This is a genomic window from Prosthecodimorpha staleyi (assembly GCF_018729455.1).
In the GTDB taxonomy this organism is placed as follows: Bacteria; Pseudomonadota; Alphaproteobacteria; order Rhizobiales; family Ancalomicrobiaceae; genus Prosthecodimorpha; species Prosthecodimorpha staleyi.
The window spans coordinates 167,837-190,816 of the sequence record NZ_JAHHZF010000012.1 but is presented as its reverse complement, the minus strand read 5'-3'; the positions used below and the strand labels follow the sequence as shown (position 1 = coordinate 190,816).

Sequence of the window (22,980 nt, the reverse complement as noted above, 5' to 3'; positions counted from 1 at the left end):
ATGGATATGGTCGACCTCTCCCAGTGGTTCCGGAACTGGCACGGAAATCCCGGCGCGACGTCGGATGTCGTTGAAATCGAACAATCCAGGTTGGGCATTGCACTGCCGGGCGAGTATCTGGATTTCGTTCGGCAATCCAATGGTGGCATGGGCTTTGTCGGCGATGCCTATGTCGATTTCTGGCGCATCGACGAACTCAGACAGTTCAATAGCGAATGCGAAAGCCACATCTACGCGCCGGGAATCCTGTTGTTCGGAACGAACGGCGGCAACGATGGCTACGGCTTCGACTTCCGCGAACCCGTCGTGCGCTTCGTTCGCATTCCCTTGATCGGAATGGCTCTTGATATGATCGAACACCTGGGAGACACGTTCGGAGCTTTTCTGTCAAACATTTCGAGTGACCAATGAGCGGGAGCGCAACGAACGGGCGATCAACCGATCGATTCAGCAAGATCAGGCATCACATCACACCCTTGATTTTGGGAGGTGATCCGGTCAGCGAAAACAATATCATTTGGGTCACGCGGCAAGAGCATTTTGTACTTATACGATATTGGAATGAAATCATCGCAAGAATGCGAAGGCAGAATAACCCATAGCGGTTGACGTCAATCATAGATACTTATATTCTTGATTCTGGTTTTTTACTGCGAATCGTGTCGGACTGCTGTCTTCGCCGACGGCAGATATTTGAGCCGTGGCACGCTCAGTATCCTTGCTTGGCCAATTCGGCGGCCCTGGCGTCCAGGGCGGCATCGATGTCGGCATCGGTCGCTTCTCCGCCGGCCGCGATCGAGGTCTGCAGGGTGGCGCGCAGGGCGCTGAGCCTGGCCTCGCGCTCTTCGACCAGTCGAAGTCCCTCGCGGACGACCTCGCTGGCCGACCCGTAGCGGCCGGCCTTGACGGTTTGGTCGACGAACTGCTCCCAGCGCTCGCCAAGAGATACGTTCATGGTCGGGTCCTCCTTCTGGGCTGACAGGATAGGTCGATAACGAAAACTGCGCAATTTATGTCATCGTCAGGGGTGTACCGAGGTCCGGGAGAGTTTCTTCCCGCTGCACGTCCCCGTGCTTGGAAGGCCGCGCAGAGGGGGCGATGGCGCCTCCGTCCGGCCCGCAATCCGGCCGCGCGCAAGGAGCCGTTTCGGGCCGCACCGAGCCCAAGGGTACTTGAACCCTGTCCCTTGGCCCGTTCGCGAAGGGATAGCGCGGCGGCGGCGCAAGTCCTCGCTTCAAATCGAGGGCGAAGGCGGCTAGAAGACAGCCCGATGAGTTCGCCGGGCCGCGCGTGCCCGCCTTTCAGAAGCAGGACCACCATGCATCGCTATCGCTCCCATACCTGCGGACAACTCGGCCGCGCCGCCGTCGGCTCGACCGTCAGGCTCTCGGGCTGGGTCCATCGCGTGCGCGATCACGGCGGCGTGCTGTTCATCGACCTGCGCGACCATTACGGCATCACCCAAGTGGTGATCGACCCGGACAGCCCGGCCTTCAAGGCGGCCGAGACGGTGCGCGCCGAATGGGTCATCCGGCTCGACGGCAGCGTCAAGGCGCGCACGCCGGAGACCGTCAACGCGAACCTCGCGACCGGCGAGATCGAGGTCTATGCGCGCGAGATCGAGGTGCTCTCGGTCGCCCGCGACCTGCCGCTGCCGGTCTTCGGCGAGCCGGACTACCCGGAAGATATCCGGCTCAAGTACCGCTTCCTGGATCTGCGCCGCGAGACGCTGCACGCCAATATCGTCAAGCGGACGAAGATCGTCGCCGACATGCGCCGTCGCATGGGCGAGGCCGGCTTCACCGAATACACCACCCCGATCCTGACCGCTTCCAGCCCGGAAGGCGCGCGCGATTTCCTGGTGCCGAGCCGCATTCATGCCGGCAAGTTCTTCGCGCTGCCGCAGGCGCCGCAGCAGTACAAGCAGCTGCTCATGGTCGCCGGCTTCGACCGCTATTTCCAGATCGCGCCCTGCTTCCGCGACGAGGATCCGCGCGCCGACCGCCTGCCGGGCGAGTTCTACCAGCTCGACCTGGAGATGAGCTTCGTCACCCAGGAAGACGTCTGGGCGACGATGGAGCCGATCCTGCGCGGCGTCTTCGAGAGTTTCGCCGACGGCAAGCCGGTGACACAGTCCTTCCCGCGCATCCCCTATGACGTGGCGATCCGGAAGTATGGTTCCGACAAGCCGGATCTGCGCAACCCGATCGAGATGCAGGCGGTCACCGACCATTTCCGGGATTCCGGCTTCAAGGTCTTCGCCCGCATGATCGCCGACAACCCGAAGGTCGAGATCTGGGCGATTCCGGCCAAAACCGGCGGCAGCCGCGCCTTCTGCGACCGCATGAACGGCTGGGCACAGTCCCAGGGCCAGCCGGGGCTGGGCTACATCTTCTGGCGGTCCGAGAACGGCGCGCTTGAAGGCGCCGGTCCGCTCGCTAAGAATATCGGCCCGGAGCGCACCGAGGCGATCCGCACGCAGCTCGGTCTCGGCGAGGGCGACGCCTGCTTCTTCGTCGCCGGCGAGCCGGACAAGTTCTACAAATTTGCCGGCGAGGCCCGCAACCGCGTCGGCGCGGACCTGAACCTGACCGATACCGAGCGCTTCGAGTGCTGCTGGATCGTCGACTTCCCGTTTTACGAATGGGACGAGGAGGAGAAGAAGGTCGAGTTCGCCCACAATCCCTTCTCGATGCCGCAGGGCGGGCTGGAGGCGCTGGAAACGCGCGACCCGCTGACCATCAAGGCGTTCCAGTACGACATGGTCTGCAACGGCTTCGAGATCGCCTCGGGCTCGATCCGCAACCAGTCGCCGGAGCTGATGGTCAAGGCCTTCGAGATGGTCGGCCTGAGCAAGGCCGATGTCGAGGAGCGCTTCGGCGGCATGTATCGCGCGTTCCAGTATGGCGCGCCGCCGCATGGCGGCATGGCGGCCGGCATCGACCGCATCGTCATGCTGCTCTGCGGCGTGCAGAACCTGCGCGAGATCACGCTGTTCCCGATGAACCAGCGCGCCGAGGACCTGCTCATGGGCGCGCCGTCCGAGGCGACGCCGAAGCAGCTGCGCGAACTGCATCTGCGCCTGAACCTGCCGTCGGCCTGACGACGGCGTCCAGCATTGATTAACCGCGTGCGGTATCCTTAACCCCGCGCGCGGTTTTTCCGGCCCGTCCAAACGGGCGATTCACCTTTCCGGGCTAGCGTCGCCTCGTCTTTTTGAGACGAGTGGGTGTTGCCTTGAGTGCTTCCGCGTCTTCCGTCCCCCTGGTCGTCGACGTCGACGGAACCCTGATCCGCACCGATCTGCTTTACGAGGCCTTCCTCGATACGGTCGGGCTCGGCACGCGCCATGTCCTGGCGGTCGCGCAGAGCCTCGCCGCCGGAAAGGCTGCGCTGAAGCGCTTCCTCGCCGAGCGCTCCGGGCTCGCCTACGAGACGTTGCCCTACGATCCGGCCGTGCTCGACCTCGTCCGCAGCGCGCGCGCCGAGGGCCGGCCGGTCTATCTCGCCACCGCCGGCGACCGGCTGCATGCCGAGAAGATCATGACCGAGCTCGGCCTGTTCGACGGCTTCTACGCCTCGGACGGCCGCACCAACCTGTCCGGCGACGCCAAGGCCGACAAGCTCGCCGCCGAATTCGGCGAGCAGGGCTTCGACTATGTCGGCAACGACGCGGCCGACCTGCCGGTCTGGCGCAAGGCGCGGCGGGCCTATGGCATCCGCCTGGTCGCCACCGTCAAGGCGCGGCTGGCTGCGCTGAAGCCCGATTGGGTCGAGCTGTCGGCCGAGCCGGCCAGTCTGCGCGTCTGGGCCAAGGCGATCCGGGTGCACCAGTGGTCGAAGAACCTGCTGGTCTTCGTGCCGCTGATCACCGCACACCATTTCGGTCTCGCCGATCTCGGCGCGGCGCTGATCGCCTTCGCGGCCTTCTCGCTCTGCGCCTCTTCCGTTTATCTGGTCAACGACATGGTCGACCTGAAGGCCGACCGGGCGCACCCGACCAAGCGCAACCGGCCGCTCGCCGCCGGCCGCATCACCATCGCGGAGGGCGCGATTGCGGCCGCCGTGCTGCTCGCCGTCTCGGCCGGGCTGGCGCTCATGGTCTCGCCGGTCTTCCTGATGATCCTGGCGCTCTACTATCTCTCCACGCTCGCCTATTCCTTCGTCCTCAAGCGCAAGCTGATGGCCGACGTGATCGTGCTGGCCGGGCTCTACGGCCTGCGCGTCTTCGCCGGCGCGGTGGCGATCGGGGTCTTCGTGTCGGAATGGCTGTTCGCCTTCTCGATCCTGTTCTTCACCGCGCTCGCCCTGGTGAAGCGCCATGTCGAGCTGTCGGTGCTGATGGCGCGCGGCTTCGACCAGTCGGCCAATCGCGGCTACCGGGTCGCCGACCGGGCGATCGTGCTGGCGCTGGCGGCGGCGGCCGGCATGAATGCCGTCACCATCTTCGCCTTCTACGTCTCGACCCCGACGGTGGCCGGCCTCTACACCCATCCGCAGATCCTGTGGCTGATCTGCCCGATCCTGCTCTACTGGATCGGCCGGGTGCTGATGATGGCCGGGCGCGGCGATCTCGACGACGACCCGATTGTCTTCGCCATCCGCGACCGCAACAGCTGGGCGGCGGCCGCCTTCTCGGGCGCGTGCATCCTCGCCGCGCTCTGAGCGGCGGCGGGACCGGGAAAGAAGGGCAGGGTGCGGCCGTGAGCGTCGAACTGTCGGGCTGGGGACGCTATCCGGTCGCCGCCACGGACCTCCTGCAGCCGGCCTCGGCGCAGGCGGCGGCCGCCATGGTCGCCGGGCGGACGGGGGCTATCGCGCGCGGCAACGGCCGGGCCTATGGCGATGCGGCGATCGGCGAGGAGACGACGGTCTCGCTGCTCGGCCTCGGCCGCATGCGTGCCTTCGATCCCGCGACCGGCTGGCTCACCGTGGAAGCCGGCGTCACGCTCGCCGAGATCGTGGCGGCCTTCCTGCCGCGCGGCTTCTTCCCGGCCGTGGTGCCGGGCACCCAGTTCGTCACGGTCGGCGGCATGATCGCGGCCGACGTGCACGGCAAGAACCATCACCGCGACGGCGGTTTCGGCGACCATGTCGCCGCACTCGACCTGATGCTGCCGGACGGCACCCGGCTTTCCTGCTCGCGCGAGCAAAATGCCGAGCTGTTCCACGCCACCATCGGCGGCATGGGGCTGACTGGCTACATCCTCGCCGCGACGATCCGGCTGATCCCGGTCGAGACCGGCTGGATCCGCCAGCGCACCCTGGTCGCCGAGACCGTGGCCGACACGGTGCGCCTGCTCGACGCGGCGCAGGACGCGACCTATTCGGTCGCCTGGATCGACGGGCTGGCGCGCGGTGCCGCCCTCGGCCGGTCGCTGGTCTATCTCGGCGAGCACGCCACCCGCGCCGCGTTGGGGGGCGCCCAAGTCCCCTATCGCTTCGGCCCGGCCGCCAAGGCCGGACCCGGCGTGCCCTTCGACCTGCCGGCGCTGACCCTCAATCGGCTCTCGGTTGCGGCCTTCAACGAAGCCTATTTCCGGCTCGGCGCCGCCAAGGCCGGCCCGGAGCGGCTGGTCGGCTGGCGGCCCTATTTCTTCCCCCTCGACGGGGTCGCGGACTGGAACCGCATCTACGGCCGCAACGGCTTCGTGCAGTACCAGTTCGTGCTGCCGGCGGCGCGTTCCGCCGACCTGCTGCCCGACCTGCTCGACCGCATCGCCCAACGCGGCAGCGCCTCGTTCCTGGCCGTGCTGAAGCGGCTCGGCCGGGGCGGTGGGCTCCTGTCCTTCCCGTTCGAGGGCCACACCCTGGCGCTCGACATGAAGATGGAGCCGGGCCTGCTCGCCTTCCTGGCCGAGTGCGACCGCTTGGTCGCGGCGGCCGGCGGGCGTCTCTACCTCGCCAAGGATGCGCGCCAGACGCGCTCGACCTTCGAGGCCGGCTATCCGGGCCTCGCCCGCTTCCGCGACATCCGCCGCCGCTACGGGCTCGAAGGCCGGCTCGCCTCGCGCCTCTCCAGAAGGATCGGACTGTGACCGAAATGAAGACCGTCCTCGTCGTCGGCGGCACCTCCGATGTCGGCCGCGCCGTCGCGCTCGCCTATGCGACCGCCGGCTGGTGCGTGCAACTGGCCGGTCGCGACGGCCCGGGCCTCGAGCGCGAGGCCGCCGATATCGCGACCCGCACCGGCATGGCGGTGACGACCCACCGGATCGACATCCTGGACACGGACGCCTTCCCGGCCTTCGCGGACACCCTGCCGGCACTGCCCGACACGGTCGTCTCGGTGGTCGGCCTGCTCGGCGAGCAGGCGCGCGCCGAGACCGATCCGGTCCATGCGACGACGGTGATGCGCAGCAATTTCGAGGGGCCGGCCCTGCTGCTCGGCCTCTTCGCCGAACGCTTTCTCGCGCGCGGCCACGGCACGCTGGTCGGCGTCAGTTCGGTGGCGGGCGAGCGCGGACGGGCCTCGAACTACGTCTACGGCGCTGCCAAGGCCGGCTTCACGGCCTTCCTGTCCGGCCTGCGCAACCGGGTCGCCAAGCGGGGGCTGCATGTCGTCACCGTCAAGCCGGGCTTCATCCGCACCCGCATGACCGCCGGCATGAAACTGCCGGCGCGGCTGACCGCCGAGCCGCAGGCGGTCGGCGACGCCATCTTCCGGGCGGCCGAGACGCGGCCGCGCGACGTGATCTATGTGAAGCCGGTCTGGGCGCTGGTCATGGCGATCATCCGGGCCCTGCCGGAGACGATCTTCAAGCGCACCAAGCTCTGAGCGCGGGGGCGGCGGGCCGGTCAGTCCTCGCGCGGGACGCGGCCCCAGCTCGACGAGCCGTCGCGCATGGCGAAATAGCTGCCGCAGCCGTATTTCCAGTCGCGCGGCGTGCCCACGTCGACATGGACCAGCGACTGGTGGCAATACTGCCCGACGCCGCCGACGCCCGGCACGGTGCGGGCGAAGCTGGTCAGCGACTGGGCCGAGACGCCCGGGATGACGATGTCGGCGGCGGCGCAGCGCCGGTGCAGCGAGCCCGGGCGGCCGTGGTCGCGATAGCCGGATGTGATCACGACCTTCTTGCCGTAGTGGCTCTCGATCTTGCGCAGCACTTCGATCAGTTCGGGCCGCAGGCATGCGGTATCGACGGACTCGGTCTGCAGGACGTAGGGCACGCCGAACGGGGTGCGGGTGATGACCGGCGGGGTCGCGGATGGCACTTCCGGCTTGGGCGTCGAACTCGTCGCCGACGTGAGCAGTGCGAGGATCGAGTTTGGCCGGGAGGGAGGGGGCGGAGCCGGCGCGGCGACCTCGGGCGCGTTGAGCGGTCCGCGCCGCGGCATGATGGCGCCCGGTGCCGTCGTCGCGGTCGCGGACGCCGCAACGGCAGGGGCGGACGCCGCCACATGGGGCTTCGGCAACGGCAGGGGAACCGGGATCACGGCCGGTGCGGGGTCGACTGCCGCGACCTTCGGCTTGCGGATCGGTAGCGGCAGGAACTCGGGTGCGTCTTCGTCTTCCTCGGCGACCGGCGGCGGCAGGATGGCGGGCTTCGGTTTCGGCATCTGCTGGATGCCGGGCCGTGCCGGCACGATCAGCCGGTCGAACGGGGAGGACTGCTCGCCGAAATCCGCATAGGCCAGGACCGGCATCGCGACGGTCTCGCCGGTCCTCAGCGAACTGGTCGTGATCACCAGTCCCTTGCCGGCCGGCTTCACCGCCGAGGCGGCGACCGACCGATCGCGCCCGGGCGCCACCGGCAGCCGGTCGACCTTGCCGGAGGCGATCGACTTCCGGGCGGTGGCCGGCACGGCTTCCGCAACGAACGATGCGGTGGTCTTCGGTTCGGCCTGATCGGTGTCGAGCGGGTCGACGCTGAAGGGCTCCACCTCGACCTCGGCGCGGGCCACGGCGGCGCGCATCGGCGCGTCCTCGCTGTTTCCGCCAACAATCCAGGCCGTCCCGATCCCCGCTACCGAAGCGAGACCGAGACCGACCAGGACGAGGCGGACAGGCCGCATGCAGTAGAACTCCCTCATCGCGACCGCACGCCAAGCGTGCGATTGGCCCGCGCGGTGCCGACCTGTAAGTCTTTTAGCCAGATCCGGTGCCACGGCAAGGCCTTGACGAGCACTCATTCGTCGCTCGCGACCCGAACCTTAGCGCCTCGAATCACCCTTGCAACATGGTTAACGCCACAGTCCACCGCAAATCCTTACCGAGTCGTGTCCAAATGCCCCACAATGGGCGCATTCGACGGCGCGCGCTGCACGAAATGCGTGTGCTCTGCCGGCCGAACCGCCGCCCGCCGGCGCGCTGACGGTGCCGCTTGGCAGGATCGGATGTCGGGCGAGGGCGGTGGGGCCGTCGGTCTCGGCAGGTCCCTGCCGCCGGCCCGGTTTCCGGTGATGGCGGTCGGTCGCCGCACCGGAAGCCAGTTGAACGGCCGGGCGGCGCATACCGGCCCGGCCGTCGGTCAATGCTGGCGCGGGAAGATCACTTGTTAGCAAGGACATCCACGGCGAGCACGGACGGGATCGTCTGCGGGGCGACCATGGCGGTGCCGACCACCTGGGCGACCGGCACGGGCTGGGCCGGCTTGGCGATGATCGCGATCGACTTCGGTGCCTTCAGGAAGGCGGCGACGGCGTCCGAGACCTTCTTCTCGAAGGGCTTGTTGTTCATCGAGGCGATCATCAGCGGGACCATGGCGGACAGGCCGACGACATACTGATCACGCTTGGTGTTCTGCGCCTTGGCCTGGGCGTCGAGCATGCGGTCGACGATCGAGGCATTGTCGAAGCGCAGCGCGATCTGTTCGATGGTGAAGCTTTGCAGCACGGTCAGCTGGGCGTTGGCATCGTCCTTGGACGCCTGCAACTGCTTGAGGGCGTCCTGGGATACGTTGCCGAAGGCGAACGAAAGGTTCAGCGTGCCCATGTCCTTGGCCGCGATGGTCAGGCGGTCGAGCGACAGGCGCTGGGCCTTTTCGTCCCAGACCGCGTCGGAATCGACATCGACCGCGATCTCCTTGTAGCCGAGCGCCACGATGTCCTTCATTTCCGGATTGGCGGCATCGACCGGCACCACGATCTTCGAGACCGAGGCCGAGCCCTTGTTCGGATTGGCCGGATCGACGCTCGCCGAGATCGAGGCGACCGAGAATTTGGTGTTCGGTTCCGAATAGGTGATGTCGGACATCTTCAGGCTGCCGACCTTTTCGGCGAACGGCGAGAGCTGCGTTGCGCCTGCGGTGGCGCTGGAATAGGCCGTGATGTTCATCGAACCGACCGTCAGCGTGCTCTCGTCATCCTTGCCGGTGATCTGCTGGATCGCGATCGAGCCGATGGTGTAGCCGCCGGACGCGTTCGCGGCGACATTCGAGAAGGTCGTGGTCGGTGCGGTGAACACCTTTTCGGTGCCGTCGCCTTCCCGGACGATCTTGTAGTCCTTGACGGTGAAATTGCTGTCGTCGCCGCTCACGTCGCCATGGCTCACCGACTTGGCGCCACCCTTCTTCAGGACGCCGTCGATGTCCGCGATGACCCGGTCGCGCAGGGACTGGGCATCGGCCGCAGCAGGCGCGAACAGAATGACACCGCCGAGCAGCGTGGCGGCAAGGCTCGGGCGGAAGGCAAGCTTGGTCATGGAGCGTGGTCCCGTTGGGTAGGCCGATCGGTCGCGACCGGCGGAGGAAGGAGGAAGGAAGAAAGAAGAAGGGGTGGGCAGACGCCCGATGCCCCAAGTCAGGGGCACCGGGTTCGCCGGATCGGAGAACGCCGGCGGTTCTACTGGTTCGCCTCGGCGTCGAGCATCAGGAGGTCGGGCAGACTCTGCGGCCGCGCCTGGGCGGTGCCGATGATCTGAACGATGGGCAGCGCCGCGGTCAGCTTCGACGAGATCGTCAACGATTTCGGATTGCGGACAAAGGCGGTGACGGCGTCGACCATGCGGCGATTTCGCTCCGGATCGCGGACTTCGGCAAGAACGAACTGCAGGCCGGCGAGGGCCTGATTGCGCAACACATCAGGCGATTGCTTCATTTTCGCGGCAGCGAATTTCAAACCGCGATCCGCCAGCGAGTCGTCCGTGTAGCCGAAGCTCACCGTCTTGAGCAGCAGGCCGACGAGATATTGCTGCGCGGTCTTGGGATCCTCGAAGACCGCGCGCGGCAGATTGCCGAGCGCGAGGGTGGCGAACAGGCTGCCGGCACCGGTCATCGAAAGGCGCGCTGTGTTCAGTGTCAGGTCGGTGCTCGCCTCATCCCAGCGGGCATCGATCTCGCCGGACAGGTCGATCCGGTCGTAGCCGAGCGCGACGAGAGCTTCGCGACCCTTTCGGTCCTCGACATAGGAGGCCGGAACGGTCAGGTTCTTCAGCGTCATGCGCACCGAGGTCGGGATCGCCTTGACGTAGCCGGCCAGATCGAGAGCGTAGCTGCCGAGCGCGATCCGTTCCTTTCGGGCCGGGCTGACCTCGACATTGTCCAGCCGGACGAAGCCGAGCGTTGGAATCACCGACTGGGGATCGACCTGACCGCCGGTCGTGGCGGCCGAGAACGCCTCCTCGAACGCGGCGCGCGGCGGAAAGACCAGGTCGCCGAAGGAGAACTTGCCGACGCGGATGACGTTGCCCTTTCCGTCGGCATCGAGGCCCTCCAGCGAGAACTCGCCGAGGCCGGCGCCCGAGAAATCTTTGAACGCCAGCCGCGCCATCCGGAACCGGTCAAGGTCCTGCGCTTTGATGTTCCAGCCCTCGAGCGAGTAGCTCTTGATCCGGAACGCGCCGAGATAGCCCAACCCGAACTTCATTGCCGAGGCCGGATCTTTTTCGAAGTATTTCGGATCGACCATGATCTGGTCGAGGATGCCGCTGATCGGCGTGTCGAACTGGCGCAGCTCGAAGCCGCCGATCTCCGCCTTGGCGATCGAGAACTCGGCCGGCCCGGCCGTCACCGAGATGCCCTCGGCTGTGGCCGAGGCCTGGAGCTGGCGCCAGACGCCGTCGCCGCGTCCGTTCACATAGGCCGCATCGTCGACGATGTGCAGGTAGGCCCCGAAATCGTAACCAGAGATCTGAGCGGACCCGATGCGGATGTCGATTTCGACCGGTGCGCCCGATTTCGCATCCCGGACAGTCGACGTGATCCGGCCGGCGCCCGAGGTCGCACGCTCGATCTTTCCGTCGGCGAGGCCGATCAGAGTGAGCCCGTCATAGCTGATCGAGACCGACTGCCCCTCCTTCGGGGTCATGGTCATGTCGAAGCGTCCGATCCGCGCGGTCGAGGCTCGGGCGCCGAGCAGTGCCCTTAGGTAGAGCAACTGATTGGAGAATGGCCGGTTCGGGTCGTAGCTGACCTCCGGCGATTTCGGCATCACCACGTCGGCCGCGTCGAGACCACCGATGGCGATCGAGATGCGCCCGTCCTCGGACTGACCGGCCGACGCGGCGACCACGATCGATTTGGCCGAGATGACGCCGTCCGGACTTTTGGCCAGGCCGGCGAAGAACACGCTCGGCGTGCGCTGAACCAGGGACGGCAGCGCACCGATGCTGCGCGTGGTCACTTTCAGGTCGCGCACTTCGACGGTGTCGGCGCCCGGCTGATAGGTGATGGCGCCGGTCTCGACCGTCAATCCGGTCGCACGCAGCGTCTCGAGCCAGCTGCGGACGATGTCGTCGGCCGTCTCGGCGGCGGCAGGGCGGCTCGATCCGACCACAAGCGCAGCCAACAGGATGGCACTGGCGCGACGCAGGACGGCCGGCGAGGACGGGGGCGGCGAGTGAAACATGAGAACTCCCACGGTTCGTGCTGCCATCCCGGAATTGCCCGGACGGCCGGGAGTTTTCTCCCTTTGTCGCCCAGTGTGACACCGGATGCGGACGCACGACAATATGGCGTTCGGCAACCGATCGGACGGCTTTCGCCCGGACGACGGCGGCTGTCAAGCGGCGGATCCAAGGCTGTCATGGTGCCGCATGCCCGAAAAGGCGCCAATCGGATTGAACCCCGTGCCGGCGCCCGGAAAGGCGACAGGGTTACCGCCTCTTAACCGGTCATGGTTCATGCTTTATTACGGTGTCTTCTTCGTTCCCGTGTGCCGATCGGCACCGAGGCGGGCGAGGTCGGTTCCAACGGTTGAAACCGTATCGGACATGAGCGTGGCGCGACGGATCGCCTTTTGGACCCTGCTGGCCTGTTCGGGCTTCGCCATGCTGCTCGCAGGGCTGGCCGGCGCGCGCGCGGAGCCGTCACGGCCGCTCAGCATCGTCCCGCCGGCGGCGTCCGGCAGCAAATCCGGCGGCAAGCCGAGCGTGGCCCACCGCGCCGCGAAGCCGCGGTCCGGCCAGACCGCGCCGTCCCGCCGCGTCGCTGCGCCCGCGAAGGGGCCGCCCCCGCAGCGGACCGACCCGTCGACGACCGGAGCCGTCCCTCCCGAGCCGGCCTTGACGGCCGGGGCGGCCGGGGCGACCGGGGCTACAGGGGCGGCGCTGCCCGGTCGGCGGGCGGGCGGCAGCCCGGCTTTGCCGCTCGCCGCCGTGCCGACCCGCGGGTCAATCGATCCGCTCACCGCGATCGGCGGCGCCGCAACGGCTACTCTCGGCGAGCCCATGGCCTATGCGCCGGCGACGACCGGCAATGCGCGTCTCGATGCGATCGCGACGGGGGCGGGCGGCGGCCGGGAATCGATGAGCCTGGGTGTGGCCGGCCGGACGTCGGCCGGTGCGCCCGCCATGGCGGCGCCGGCTGTCGACGCTCCGGCTGCCGGCGAGCCGCCGGGTGACGCGGGCGGCCCTCCGGCCGTCGCCAGCCATCCATCGATCGCCGTCGATCACGAACGGACCCGGTTCACGATCGACCTGTCGCGGCCGGTGGCGATCGACAGCTTCGGTCTGGCTGATCCCTACCGTATCGTCATCGACATGCCCGAGGTCCGGTTCGATCTCCCGCAGGAGGCCGGGCGCGCCGGCGGCGGGGCGATCGCGAGCTGGCGCTGGGGGTTGTTCATGGCCGGTCGATCGCGGTTGGTGTTCGATGCCAACGGGCCTCTGGCGATCGAGCGGGCCGCGATCGAGCGCGGCGAGAATGGCGGCCCGGCCCGCCTCGTCCTCGTGCTGCGCGAAACCTCCCGCGAGGCCTTCATGGCCGCGCATGTCCGCCAGACCCGGCCGCCGGCCCTGAGCGAGGGCACCGGCGTGCTGGCGAAAGGTGATCGCGAGCCGACCCGCGCGCAGAAGGTCAAGCCCGTCGTTGTCATCGATGCGGGCCATGGCGGCATCGATGTCGGGACCCGCAGTCCGGCGACCGGCACGGTCGAAAAGGGTGTCGTGCTGGATATCGCACGCCTTCTGGAAAAGAAGCTGGTGTCGACCGGACGTTACGAGGTGCATATGACCCGGCGCGAAGACACCTTCGTGCCGCTCGGCGAGCGCGTTCGCATCGCACGCCAGCATCATGCGGATCTGTTCCTGTCGATCCATGCCGATGCCGAATATGACCGTCTGGTGCGCGGTGCCACCGTCTACACCCTCGACGATCGGGCGTCCGATTCGGCCGCCGCGGCCCTCGCGGCGAAGGAAAACGCCTCCGATGCGCTTGCAGGTGTGGTGCCGGACGAGGCGCCCAGCGCGGTCGCGGACATTCTGATCGATCTGATCCTGCGCGAGACCAAGCGCTTCAGCCATGTGCTGGCCCGCAACCTGGTCGAGGACCTCGGTGCGGTCGGGCGTCTGGTCAAGGTCCAGCCGCATCGTTCGGCCAATTTCCGTGTACTCAAGGCGCATGACGTGCCTTCGGCCTTGGTCGAACTCGGCTTTCTGACCAACAAGGACGACGAGCAGCTGCTGATGTCGGCCGACTGGCGCGAAAAGACGACCTCGGCGCTGATGTCCGCCATCGACCGCTATTTCCAGAACCGGGTCGCCAACGCGCCGTGAGCCGTTGCCCATCGCCCGTGGCCAAATTCCCACGGCCGGTCGGCGGATAGCCCGGTGACGGAACGGCCGTCCGCCCGACGCCGCAGCTTTGCCATAAACCTGCAAAACAAAGGCTTCGCGTCGCACGTGCCGGGGCGCGGACCCGCTTCGGGCAGCCGATCGGTGCTTGACCGCGGGGCGTCGGTCCGGGCGGTGGCGCGCGCAGTCTCCCGGAAGGAGATGGCCGGACGCAAGGCGGGGCAGGCGGCGCCACGCGGCGGTTGTCGGGGTTCGGCTCGGTCGCGAGGTCGCCCGGCTGGGCGCTCGGGACAAGGCGGGGGATCCGGCGTTTCGGTGATTTCGCCGGCGCCCGTCCTGCGCTAAGGGATTATTCGAGGGCATGGCCGGTCCGGGTCCGGTCCGTGCATGCGCCGGTCTGGTCGGCGGCGCCGGGAGCAGTTGGCTTCGCAGGCGTCGCGGGCCGGTTTCTCGGGTATCGAAGGCTCGAGTTCCGTGGATTCGGGGCGGCTGGGCAGGCGGAATATGGAAGTCGGTTCCGACGCGGCGGGCGCGATCCCGACCCTGCGGGCCCGGCGAACGGGGAGAATGCCGGCGGCATGTTCATCTTCAGGTTTTTCGGCTGGCTGTTCGGGCTGGGTGCCGTGGTGACGCTGATCATCGCCGGCGGCCTAGTCCTGGCCTATCGCTATGTGGCGTCGGATCTCCCCGACTATGCGGGCCTTCGCAACTACGAACCGCCGGTGATGACCCGGGTACACGCCTCGGACGGCAGCCTGATTGCCGAATATGCCCATGAACGCCGGCTGTTCCTGCCCTCGCAGGCGATTCCGCAGCTGCTCAAGAGCGCCTTCATCTCGGCTGAGGACAAGAATTTCTACGAGCATCGCGGCGTCGATCCCGAAGGCATCGCGCGTGCCGTCTATACGCTGGTCTCCGACCGCCTGCGCGGCGGCAAGAAGCGTGCCCAGGGCGCCTCGACCATCACCCAGCAGGTCGCCAAGAACTTCCTGCTGACCAACGAGCAGAGTGTCGAGCGCAAAGCCAAGGAGGCGATCCTGGCCATGCGCATCGAGGAGGCGTTCAACAAGGAGCAGATCCTCGAGCTCTATCTGAACGAGATCTATCTCGGCATCGGCGCCTACGGCGTCGCGGCCGCTTCGCTGCTCTATTTCGACAAGTCGGTCCACGAACTGACCATCGCGGAATGCGCCTATCTGGCCGCGCTCCCGAAGGCGCCGAACAACTACCACCCATTCCGCTTCCCCGAGCGTGCGGTCGGCCGCCGCAACGACATCATCGATCTGATGGCGCAGAACGGCTACATCAAGCGTGAGGAGGCCGACAAGGCGAAGAAGGAACCGCTGACGGTGGTTCCCCGCCAGACCGGCCCGCATCTCTTCGCCTCCGACTATTTCGCCGAGGAGGTCCGCCGCGAGCTCGCCGAGCGCTATGGCGAGAAGGGCCTCTACCAGGGCGGCCTGTCGGTGCGCACCACGCTCGATCCGAAGATGCAGGTCATCGCCCGCAAGGTGCTGCTCAAGGGCCTGATGGACTACGACCAGGATCAGGGCTGGCGCGGGCCGATCTCGAAGATCGATCTGGCCGGCGGCGACTGGGGCCCGAAGCTCGCCGAGGTCAAGACGCTCGCCGACATGCCGGAATGGCGCGCGGCGGTGGTGCTGTCGGTTGTCGACCAGGAGGCGATCATCGGCCTGCAGCCGCCGAAGCTGTTCGGCGGCACGGTCTCGACGCAGCGCGAGCGCGGCTTCATCGCCGCCGATCAGCTGAAATGGGCGAAATGGGCCGACGGTCCGCGCAAGGGCCAGAGCATCAAATCCGCCGCGCAGGTGCTGCAGCCCGGCGACGTGATCCTGGTCGAGAAGGCCGGCACGGGCAGCGGCGACCGGCAGGGCTACCGTCTGCGCCAGTTCCCGGAGGTCTCCGGCGCGCTGGTGGCGATGGACCCGCATACGGGGCGCGTCCTGGCCGTGGCGGGCGGCGCCTCCTTCTCGGACAGCGAGTTCAACCGCGCCACCCAGGCCTGGCGGCAGCCGGGCTCCTCGTTCAAGCCCTTCGTCTATTCGGCCGCCCTCGACAACGGCTATACGCCGTCGAGCGTCGTGCTCGACGGGCCGATCGAGATCAGCCAGGGCGTCGGCGCGGCACCGTGGCGGCCGGAGAACTATTCCGGCAAGTTCTACGGCCCCTCGACGCTGCGCGTCGGCATCGAGCAGTCGCGCAACACCATGACGGTGCGGCTCGCCAAGGACATGGGCATGCCGCTGGTGGTCGAATACGCCAAGCGGTTCGGCATCTACGACGAATTGTCGCCGGTGCTGTCGATGTCGCTCGGCGCCGGCGAGACCACCGTGCTGCGCATGACCTCGGCCTACGCGACCATCGCCAATGGCGGCCGCCGCGTGAAGGCGACCTTCATCGACCGCATCCAGGACCGCTACGGCAAGACCATCTACAAGCACGACCCGCGCATCTGCCAGGGCTGCGAGGCGAGCGCCTGGGCGGCCCAGGAGGAGCCCAAGCTGATCGACGACCGCGAGCAGGTGCTCGACCCGATGACCGCCTATCAGATCACGTCGATGATGGAGGGCGTGGTCCAGCGCGGCACGGCGACCGTGCTGCGCGAGGTCGGCAAGCCGGTCGCCGGCAAGACCGGCACGACCAACGACGAGAAGGACGTGTGGTTCATGGGCTTCACGCCGGACCTCGTGGTCGGCGTCTATGTCGGCTACGACAAGCCGCGTCCGCTCGGTCGCGGCCAGTCCGGCGGACACACGGCGGCCCCGATCGCGAAGGACTTCTTCGTCGAGGCGCTGAAGGACAAGCCGGCCGTGCCGTTCCGCGTGCCGCCGGGCATCCGCCTGATCGCCATCAACCGGAAGAGCGGTCTCAAGGCCTCGCCGGGCGATCCGGAGACGATCATGGAGGCCTTCAAGCCCGGTACTGCCCCGCCGGACAACTATTCGATCATCGGATACGAGCAGGGCGAGTTCTCGCGCGCCCGTCGCGTCACCCCGGAACAGGAGCGCGGTCTCCAGCCGGGTGGGCTCTACTGACCGGGCAGGCAGCCAGACCCGGTCTTGCGTTGCGTCCGCGGTCGGGCCGTCCGGTGCGCGCGCATTCTACGGAGCCGGCGAGGCGGCGGCGACCGTGGGGGGCGTGAGGCGATAGAGCCGATAGGCGCCGGCCGGCCCGGTCGGCGCCACCGTCCAGCCCGCCTCGATCAATCCGTCGACGATGCCGAAGCGTTCGTTCCAGTCGTCGAGGACGATTGCATGGCTGACGGCGCCGCGGGCCGCGATCCGCGCGATGGCTTCGCCGCGCCGCACGCCGTTGCTCGGCAATGTCAGGGCGCGGTGCTCGGCAATGCTGGACGGGGTCTTCAATCCGACCATGTCGATGAGCGGCAACGATGTCGCCCAGGCGATGTAGCCGGCATCGTGGATCAGCAGGCGGGCATTCGCCGGCAGCGCCTCGCGGGCATGGCGGGCGATCCGGTCGAGATCGCCGGCCGTGAAGGCCGTGGCGTCGCGGTAGCGCGCCAGCCCGGGAAGAGCGAGCAGGGCGGCCTGAAGGGCGAGCACCGCCGCCACGGCGTTCGGCATGCGCCCGAGGGCGCCGAACCGTTCCGGCCCGGCCCAGAACAACCCGGCCGCGCCGAACATCACCACCGGCGCGAAGACATGCAGGTAGCGCTGCTCGTTGTGCGACAGGCCGCCCGGCATCTCGCGAAAATAGAGCGTGAGCACGATCGCGGCAAAGACGGCGCCGATGCGACCGGCAGCCGTCACCGGCAGAAGCAGCAGTGCAGGCAGGACCGTCAGCCCGAAGCCGGCCAGGAACTGTGTCGCGTCGGTCACGAATGAGCGCGCCTTGAGGCCGATCGGCAGGTCGGTTTCCGCGAACCACGCTTTCTTGGCGCCGATGGTTCCCGGCAGCACCGTGCCGGTATCGACCCACTGCCAGATCAGGAACGGCGCGACGATCAGCCCGGCGGCCAAGGCGCAGGGGAGGACCCGACGGACGGCAGCCAATGTCCCGCCGCCGGCCTCGTCGCGCATCCGCCAGAGATCGCAGGCGCCGAGCAACAGTCCGAGCACGGCGAGTTCGGGACGCAGGACCGGCAGGATGCCGATCAGAACCCAGAGCAGCCATCGCCGTGCTGCGCTGGTCGCCGCATCGCCGTAGAGGACCAGCGCCCAGATGACCGCCGCCATGGCGAGGCCGGTCTCCAGCCCGTTCAGGAGTTGGAACGGACTGTGGGCGGCGAGGAGCCCGGCAAGCGCGAAGGCAAAGGCGCCGGCCCCGCGCGCGCCGCTGCGCCGGGCGGCCGCGATCAGGCCGCAGCCATAGGCGAAGGCACCCAGATAGGCGAGGAGCGTGAGGCCGACCGGCAGCGGCATGATCCGCCCGAGACCGGCAACCAGGATCAGATGCAGCGGGCTGGTCGAGCCGACCAGGGCCGACGCTTCGGAGAAGCTGGCATCGACGCCCCCGGCGAGCAGAACCTGCGCGTTGTGGAGCACGATATAGGCATCGTCGAGCGGGAAGACGGTCGCCATGCCATGCGCGATCTGAAGTCCGGCGAGCGCGAGAAGCAGGGCCGCAAGTCCGGCCTCCACCTGCAGCCCGGACCTGGCGGCCGACGGCAACGAGGCGCCGACGGCAGGGCGCGGTGGGGGCGAGGCGGCAAAGGTGGCTGGGCTTGCGGTCATGGTCTCTGCCGGATCGGTGCGGAGCGCGGCAGACCATAGGCCGGCAGGTGTTGCCATCCGGCTTATGGAGACGGTTTTCAAAACATGAGCGAGGCGATGAAGCCGCGCACGATCGGCGCCCAGAGTTTCTGACCGCGCAGCATCAGCAGGTTGCCGTCGACGCCGGGAACCGCCGGCGTCATGACGAAGGAGCTGCGGGCACCGCCCTCGGCGAAGGCCTTGTGCCAGGTTTTCGGAACGTCCGGCCCCCAGGCGAGATCATTTTCGGCATAGAGCCAAAGGCCGGGAATGCGGACTGAACGGCCGTATTCGGCAAAGAGGGCGGTTGCGATGTCGGGACGACACGGGCGGCCGGGCGAATGCCGGGGCAGGGCTCCGGCGCCGCCGGAGAAGTCGATATAGGCGACAACCCCCTCGGGCTGCCGCGTCGCTGCGGCCAGGACGCCCAGCGCTCCGACCGACGTCCCGACGAGCAGGATGCGATCCCGGCGGGCCCAGGGCTGCTGCTGCACCCAGGCGATCGCGGCCTCGACCGGCCGTCCGGCCGCCTCCGCGATGCGGCGATAGTCTGGCGTACGCTCGCAGTTGCGCGCATGCAGCGCCTCCACGTCAGTGCCGCCGGTCGGCCCGTAGCCCGGACGGAACGGCGCCACCACGGCGAAGCCGCGTCGGACCCAGAATGTCGCCTGATCGCGCGGGATGGAGCGCGCGAGGGCCGTGCGCCCGTGATGGTCGACCGGACGGCCATGGGCGAAGACCACCACCGGGAACGGGCCGGGGCCCGCGGGACGATGCAGTTCGGTGGTCATCTCGATCCGGTCGAGCGGAATGCGCACCGTCTCGGACAGTCGGTCCTGGGCCCGAGCCAGACCGGCAAGCGCCAGCACGAGCGCACAGGCCGAGATGGCCGCGCGCGCGGCCCGGAAGCGATGCCGTCCTGCCGGTCGCGGTCCGGACATGCTGTCGGCCATGGCGGCGCGGCTCCCCTCCTGGCGATGACGGACCGGCCGAGCATCGCGGCCGGAAGCATCGCGGCATGGGCGCGGTGGCGTCAAGCGGAGGCGAACGGACGACTCGATCATTCGCAGTCGGTTTCGGTCCGCGCCGCGCAATTGCAATGCGGCAACGCCATCGGTATGGTCGCGGCCCGCCGCCCGAAGCCAACCGGTGCCGGAGGCGCGACGCCCAGGACGAGATCGATGAGACCCGAAATCCAGACCATCGTAGACGAGATCAAGCAGGCTCTCAGCCTGCTGAGGAGGCATCTTTGACTGGGATGTCGCACTGAAGCGGCTCGACGAGCTGAATGCCCGGGCCGAGGATCCGAATCTCTGGAATGACCCCGCCGTTGCCCAGAAACTGATGCGCGAGCGCGACCAGATCGCGAAATCGGTTGATGTCGTGCGTGGCATCGGGCGCGAGCTCGACGACCATCTGACGCTGCTGGAACTCGGCGAGGCCGAGAACGACGAGGCCACGATCGTCGAGGCCGAGGAACAGCTCAAGCATCTCGGTCAGGACGTGCAACGCCGGCAGATCGAAGCCCTGCTTTCGGGCGAGGCCGACAGTTTCGATACCTATGTCGAGTTTCATGCCGGCGCCGGCGGCACCGAATCCCAGGATTGGGCCGAGATGCTGATGCGCATGTACATGCGCTGGGCCGAACAGCACGACTACAAGGTCGAGATCATCGAATATACCGCCGGTGAAGGTGCCGGCATCAAGGGCTCCACCCTGCTCGTGAAGGGGCCGAACGCCTATGGCTGGCTGAAGACGGAATCGGGCGTGCACCGGCTCGTCCGCATCTCGCCCTTCGACGCCAATGCGCGCCGCCAGACGAGCTTCGCGTCGGTCTGGGTCTATCCGGTGATCGACGATTCCATCGAGATCACGATTCCGGAATCGGACGTTCGCGTCGACACCTACCGTTCATCCGGTGCCGGCGGCCAGCACGTCAACACGACCGATTCGGCCGTTCGCCTGACCCATATTCCAACCGGCATCGCTGTGGCCTGCCAGGCGGAACGGTCGCAGCACAAGAACCGGGCCAAGGCCTGGGACATGCTGCGGGCGCGCCTCTATGAGGTTGAACTGAAGAAGCGCGAGGAGAAGGCCAGCGCCGAGGCCGCCGCAAAGACCGAAATCGGCTGGGGCCACCAGATCCGCTCCTATGTGCTGCAGCCCTACCAGATGGTGAAGGATCTGCGTACGGGCGTGCAGTCGACCGATCCCGCCAAGGTCCTGAACGGCGATCTCGATCCGTTCATGGAAGCCTCTCTGGCGGCTCGCGTCTCCGGTGGCGCGGTCGATGCGGTGGCGGATATCGAGTGAACCGTACCGGCGGTCCCGATGGGCGGCGCGATGCCGCCTCCGGGGCCGTAGCACGTCGCCTTGTCGACGGCCTGCGCGGCTCCGGGCCGGATCGGCGGCGTCGACGATCGGCAGGTGCGACGGCGGGACCGGCCAAGCCCGGATTGGCGGTCGCGGCAGGTCTCTGTCATAAGTCTGTGATCTTGGAATGCCGCGCCGTCGGGGCCATCTCAAGGGGTGCGGCCGTGTCGGTCGCCGTTCGGGTCCGCCATGGTCTATTCCAACGTCACGCTGCCCAATCTGATCACGGTCGCGCGGTTGATCGCCGTGCCGATGGTGGTGGTTGCGATCACCGAGCAGCGGCTCGATCTGGCGTTCTGGCTGTTCGTCCTGGCCGGCGCCTCGGACGGCGTCGACGGTTGGATCGCGCGGCGCTGGAATTTGCGCACGCGTCTCGGCGCCTATCTGGATGCCATCGCCGACAAATCCCTGCTGGTCGCCATCTATGTGACGCTCGGCATCGAAGGCGTGCTGCCGCGCTGGCTGGTGATTCTGGTCGTGTCGCGCGATCTTCTGATCGTGGGCGCATTCCTGTTGTCCTGGGTGATGGGCCGGCCGGTCGAGGTGCGCCCGTTGATGATCTCCAAGATCAACACAACGGCGCAGATCTTGCTCGCCGCTACGATTCTGGGGGATCATGCCTTTGCGGTGGATTTGCTTCCTCTGGTTGCAGTCGGGCTCTGGATCGTCGCCGGGCTGACGGTCGGCTCCGGCGCGGCCTATCTGGTCGGCTGGCTCAGGGCCATGTCGGCGGACAGCGAAGCCGGGTCGGGGGCAGGGACGTCGTGGCCGGATCCCCGGTAAGGCGGTGACGGATCGAGTTGCGCCGCGACCTGCGCGGGACGGCGCCGTGGGCGGGGAGGGATGCCGTTGAGCCTGACGCGACAGATCCAGTTCTGGTTTGCGGCCCTGTTCGTCCTGATCCTGTTTCTGTGGCTCTTCTCCGGCGTCCTGTTGCCTTTCGTCTCCGGCATGGCGCTCGCCTATCTGCTCGATCCGGTTGCCGACAGGCTGCAGAAGGCCGGCCTCTCACGGGGCATGGCAACGGCGGTCATCGTCTTCGGACTGATCCTCGGTCTGGTCGTCATTCTGATCCTGGTCGTGCCGTTGCTGGCCAACCAGATCAGCGGCTTCATCCAACTGCTGCCGTCCTACGCGACACGGCTGCAGTCCTTCTTCTCCCAGGCGATGGAGGGACGGCTCGGTCGCCTGATGGGCACCAACGCCAAGGACTTGGAGGCGTTGCTCGGGTCCTCGCTCAGCCAGGGCGCCGGCTGGATTGCCGGCATCCTGCATTCCGTCTGGAACGGCGGACAGGCGCTGGTCTCGGTCGTGACGCTGATGGTCATCGCCCCGGTCGTCACCTTCTACATGCTGCTCGACTGGGACCGCATGATCTCGAAGGTCGATTCCTGGCTGCCACCGCGCCATCGGCCGACCGTGCGCCGGCTCGCCCACGAGATGGATGGCGCCGTGGCCGGCTTCGTACGCGGTCAGATTTCCGTCTGCATCGCCATGGGCGCCTTCTATGCGACCGGTCTGACGCTGCTCGGACTCAATTTCGGCCTGTTCATCGGGCTTCTCTCCGGAATCCTGGGCTTCATCCCCTATGTCGGCTTCGGCATCGGGCTGATCGCCTCGATCGTCATCGCCTTCGGCCAGTTCTGGCCCGAGTGGCAGTGGATTCTGGTCATGCTCGCCGTGTTCGGCGCCGGCCAGGTGCTGGAGGGTTCCGTGTTGCAGCCCAATTGGGTCGGCAAGAATGTCGGACTGCACCCGGTCTGGCTGCTGTTCGCCCTGTTCGCTTTCGGCTCGATGCTCGGCTTCGTCGGCATGCTGGTCGCGGTGCCGGCGGCGGCGTCGATCGGCGTTCTCGCGCGCTTTGCCCTCCATCAGTATCTCGCCAGCCCGCTCTATGCGGCGACCGGCGACGATTGAACC

At 67.6% G+C, this 22,980-nt stretch carries 16 protein-coding genes; 10 read left to right on the top strand and 6 right to left on the bottom strand.

From position 1 onward, the window contains the following. Entirely contained in the window at positions 1-411 is a 411-nt protein-coding gene (locus KL771_RS22640) for an SMI1/KNR4 family protein (RefSeq protein ID WP_261970781.1), read from the top strand. Positions 412-709: 298 nt separating this feature from the next. Here KL771_RS22640 and KL771_RS22635 read toward each other — a convergent pair whose 3' ends face one another. Next, positions 710-955, bottom strand: coding sequence for a type II toxin-antitoxin system ParD family antitoxin (locus KL771_RS22635; protein ID WP_261970780.1), 246 nt, complete (start codon positions 953-955; stop codon positions 710-712). A 363-nt stretch (positions 956-1,318) separates the two neighbouring features. Between KL771_RS22635 and aspS the strand changes: the two genes are divergently transcribed. The 4 genes from aspS (at position 1,319) to KL771_RS22615 (ending at position 6,778) form a co-directional block, all read left to right on the top strand. Then, positions 1,319-3,103, top strand: coding sequence for an aspartate--tRNA ligase (gene aspS / locus KL771_RS22630; RefSeq protein ID WP_261970779.1), 1,785 nt, complete (start codon positions 1,319-1,321; stop codon positions 3,101-3,103). A 134-nt stretch (positions 3,104-3,237) separates the two neighbouring features. After that, positions 3,238-4,665, top strand: coding sequence for a UbiA family prenyltransferase (locus KL771_RS22625; protein WP_261970778.1), 1,428 nt, complete (start codon positions 3,238-3,240; stop codon positions 4,663-4,665). A 38-nt stretch (positions 4,666-4,703) separates the two neighbouring features. Beyond that, positions 4,704-6,038, top strand: coding sequence for an FAD-binding protein (locus KL771_RS22620; protein ID WP_261970777.1), 1,335 nt, complete (start codon positions 4,704-4,706; stop codon positions 6,036-6,038). 5 nt (positions 6,039-6,043) lie between these two features. Next, positions 6,044-6,778, top strand: coding sequence for an SDR family oxidoreductase (locus tag KL771_RS22615; protein ID WP_261970833.1), 735 nt, complete (start codon positions 6,044-6,046; stop codon positions 6,776-6,778). A gap of 20 nt (positions 6,779-6,798) precedes the next feature. Here KL771_RS22615 and KL771_RS22610 read toward each other — a convergent pair whose 3' ends face one another. From KL771_RS22610 to KL771_RS22600, 3 genes are all read right to left on the bottom strand, one after another. Then, entirely contained in the window at positions 6,799-7,920 is a 1,122-nt protein-coding gene (locus KL771_RS22610) for a YcbK family protein (RefSeq protein ID WP_261970776.1), read from the bottom strand. A 574-nt stretch (positions 7,921-8,494) separates the two neighbouring features. Next, on the bottom strand, positions 8,495-9,646 hold the full coding sequence (locus KL771_RS22605) for a hypothetical protein (RefSeq protein ID WP_261970775.1): 1,152 nt from the start codon (positions 9,644-9,646) through the stop codon (positions 8,495-8,497). Positions 9,647-9,786: 140 nt separating this feature from the next. Next, the gene (locus KL771_RS22600) at positions 9,787-11,790 is read right to left on the bottom strand and encodes a hypothetical protein (RefSeq protein WP_261970774.1); all 2,004 of its coding nucleotides are present in this window, start codon (positions 11,788-11,790) and stop codon (positions 9,787-9,789) included. 370 nt (positions 11,791-12,160) lie between these two features. Here KL771_RS22600 and KL771_RS22595 point away from each other — a divergent pair, with 370 nt between their 5' ends. Both KL771_RS22595 and KL771_RS22590 read left to right on the top strand, forming a co-directional pair. Then, on the top strand, positions 12,161-13,936 hold the full coding sequence (locus tag KL771_RS22595) for an N-acetylmuramoyl-L-alanine amidase (RefSeq protein ID WP_261970773.1): 1,776 nt from the start codon (positions 12,161-12,163) through the stop codon (positions 13,934-13,936). Positions 13,937-14,532: 596 nt separating this feature from the next. Next, positions 14,533-17,010, top strand: a complete 2,478-nt coding sequence (locus tag KL771_RS22590) for a penicillin-binding protein 1A (protein WP_261970772.1) — start codon at positions 14,533-14,535, stop codon at positions 17,008-17,010. 66 nt (positions 17,011-17,076) lie between these two features. Here the strand turns inward: KL771_RS22590 and KL771_RS22585 are convergent, their stop codons facing one another. After that, a complete protein-coding gene (locus KL771_RS22585) occupies positions 17,077-18,669 on the bottom strand; it encodes a hypothetical protein (protein WP_261970771.1) in 1,593 nt (530 codons plus the stop codon). A gap of 77 nt (positions 18,670-18,746) precedes the next feature. Further along, positions 18,747-19,640 (bottom strand): dienelactone hydrolase family protein, encoded by an 894-nt coding sequence (locus KL771_RS22580; protein WP_261970770.1) that lies wholly within the window; start codon positions 19,638-19,640, stop codon positions 18,747-18,749. Positions 19,641-19,868: 228 nt separating this feature from the next. Here KL771_RS22580 and prfB point away from each other — a divergent pair. The 3 genes from prfB to KL771_RS22565 all read left to right on the top strand — a co-directional run bounded on the left by prfB (position 19,869) and on the right by KL771_RS22565 (position 22,977). Further along, positions 19,869-21,000, top strand: a protein-coding gene (gene prfB, locus KL771_RS22575) for a peptide chain release factor 2 (RefSeq protein ID WP_261970769.1) whose coding sequence is annotated in 2 segments (ribosomal slippage) — positions 19,869-19,937 and positions 19,939-21,000 — 1,131 coding nt in all. Because the reading frame shifts where the segments join, the coding sequence is not laid out codon by codon here. A gap of 249 nt (positions 21,001-21,249) precedes the next feature. Continuing rightward, on the top strand, positions 21,250-21,843 hold the full coding sequence (locus tag KL771_RS22570; protein WP_261970768.1) for a CDP-alcohol phosphatidyltransferase family protein: 594 nt from the start codon (positions 21,250-21,252) through the stop codon (positions 21,841-21,843). A gap of 60 nt (positions 21,844-21,903) precedes the next feature. Beyond that, a complete protein-coding gene (locus KL771_RS22565; RefSeq protein ID WP_261970767.1) occupies positions 21,904-22,977 on the top strand; it encodes an AI-2E family transporter in 1,074 nt (357 codons plus the stop codon). The last annotated feature ends 3 nt before the right edge of the window (positions 22,978-22,980 follow it).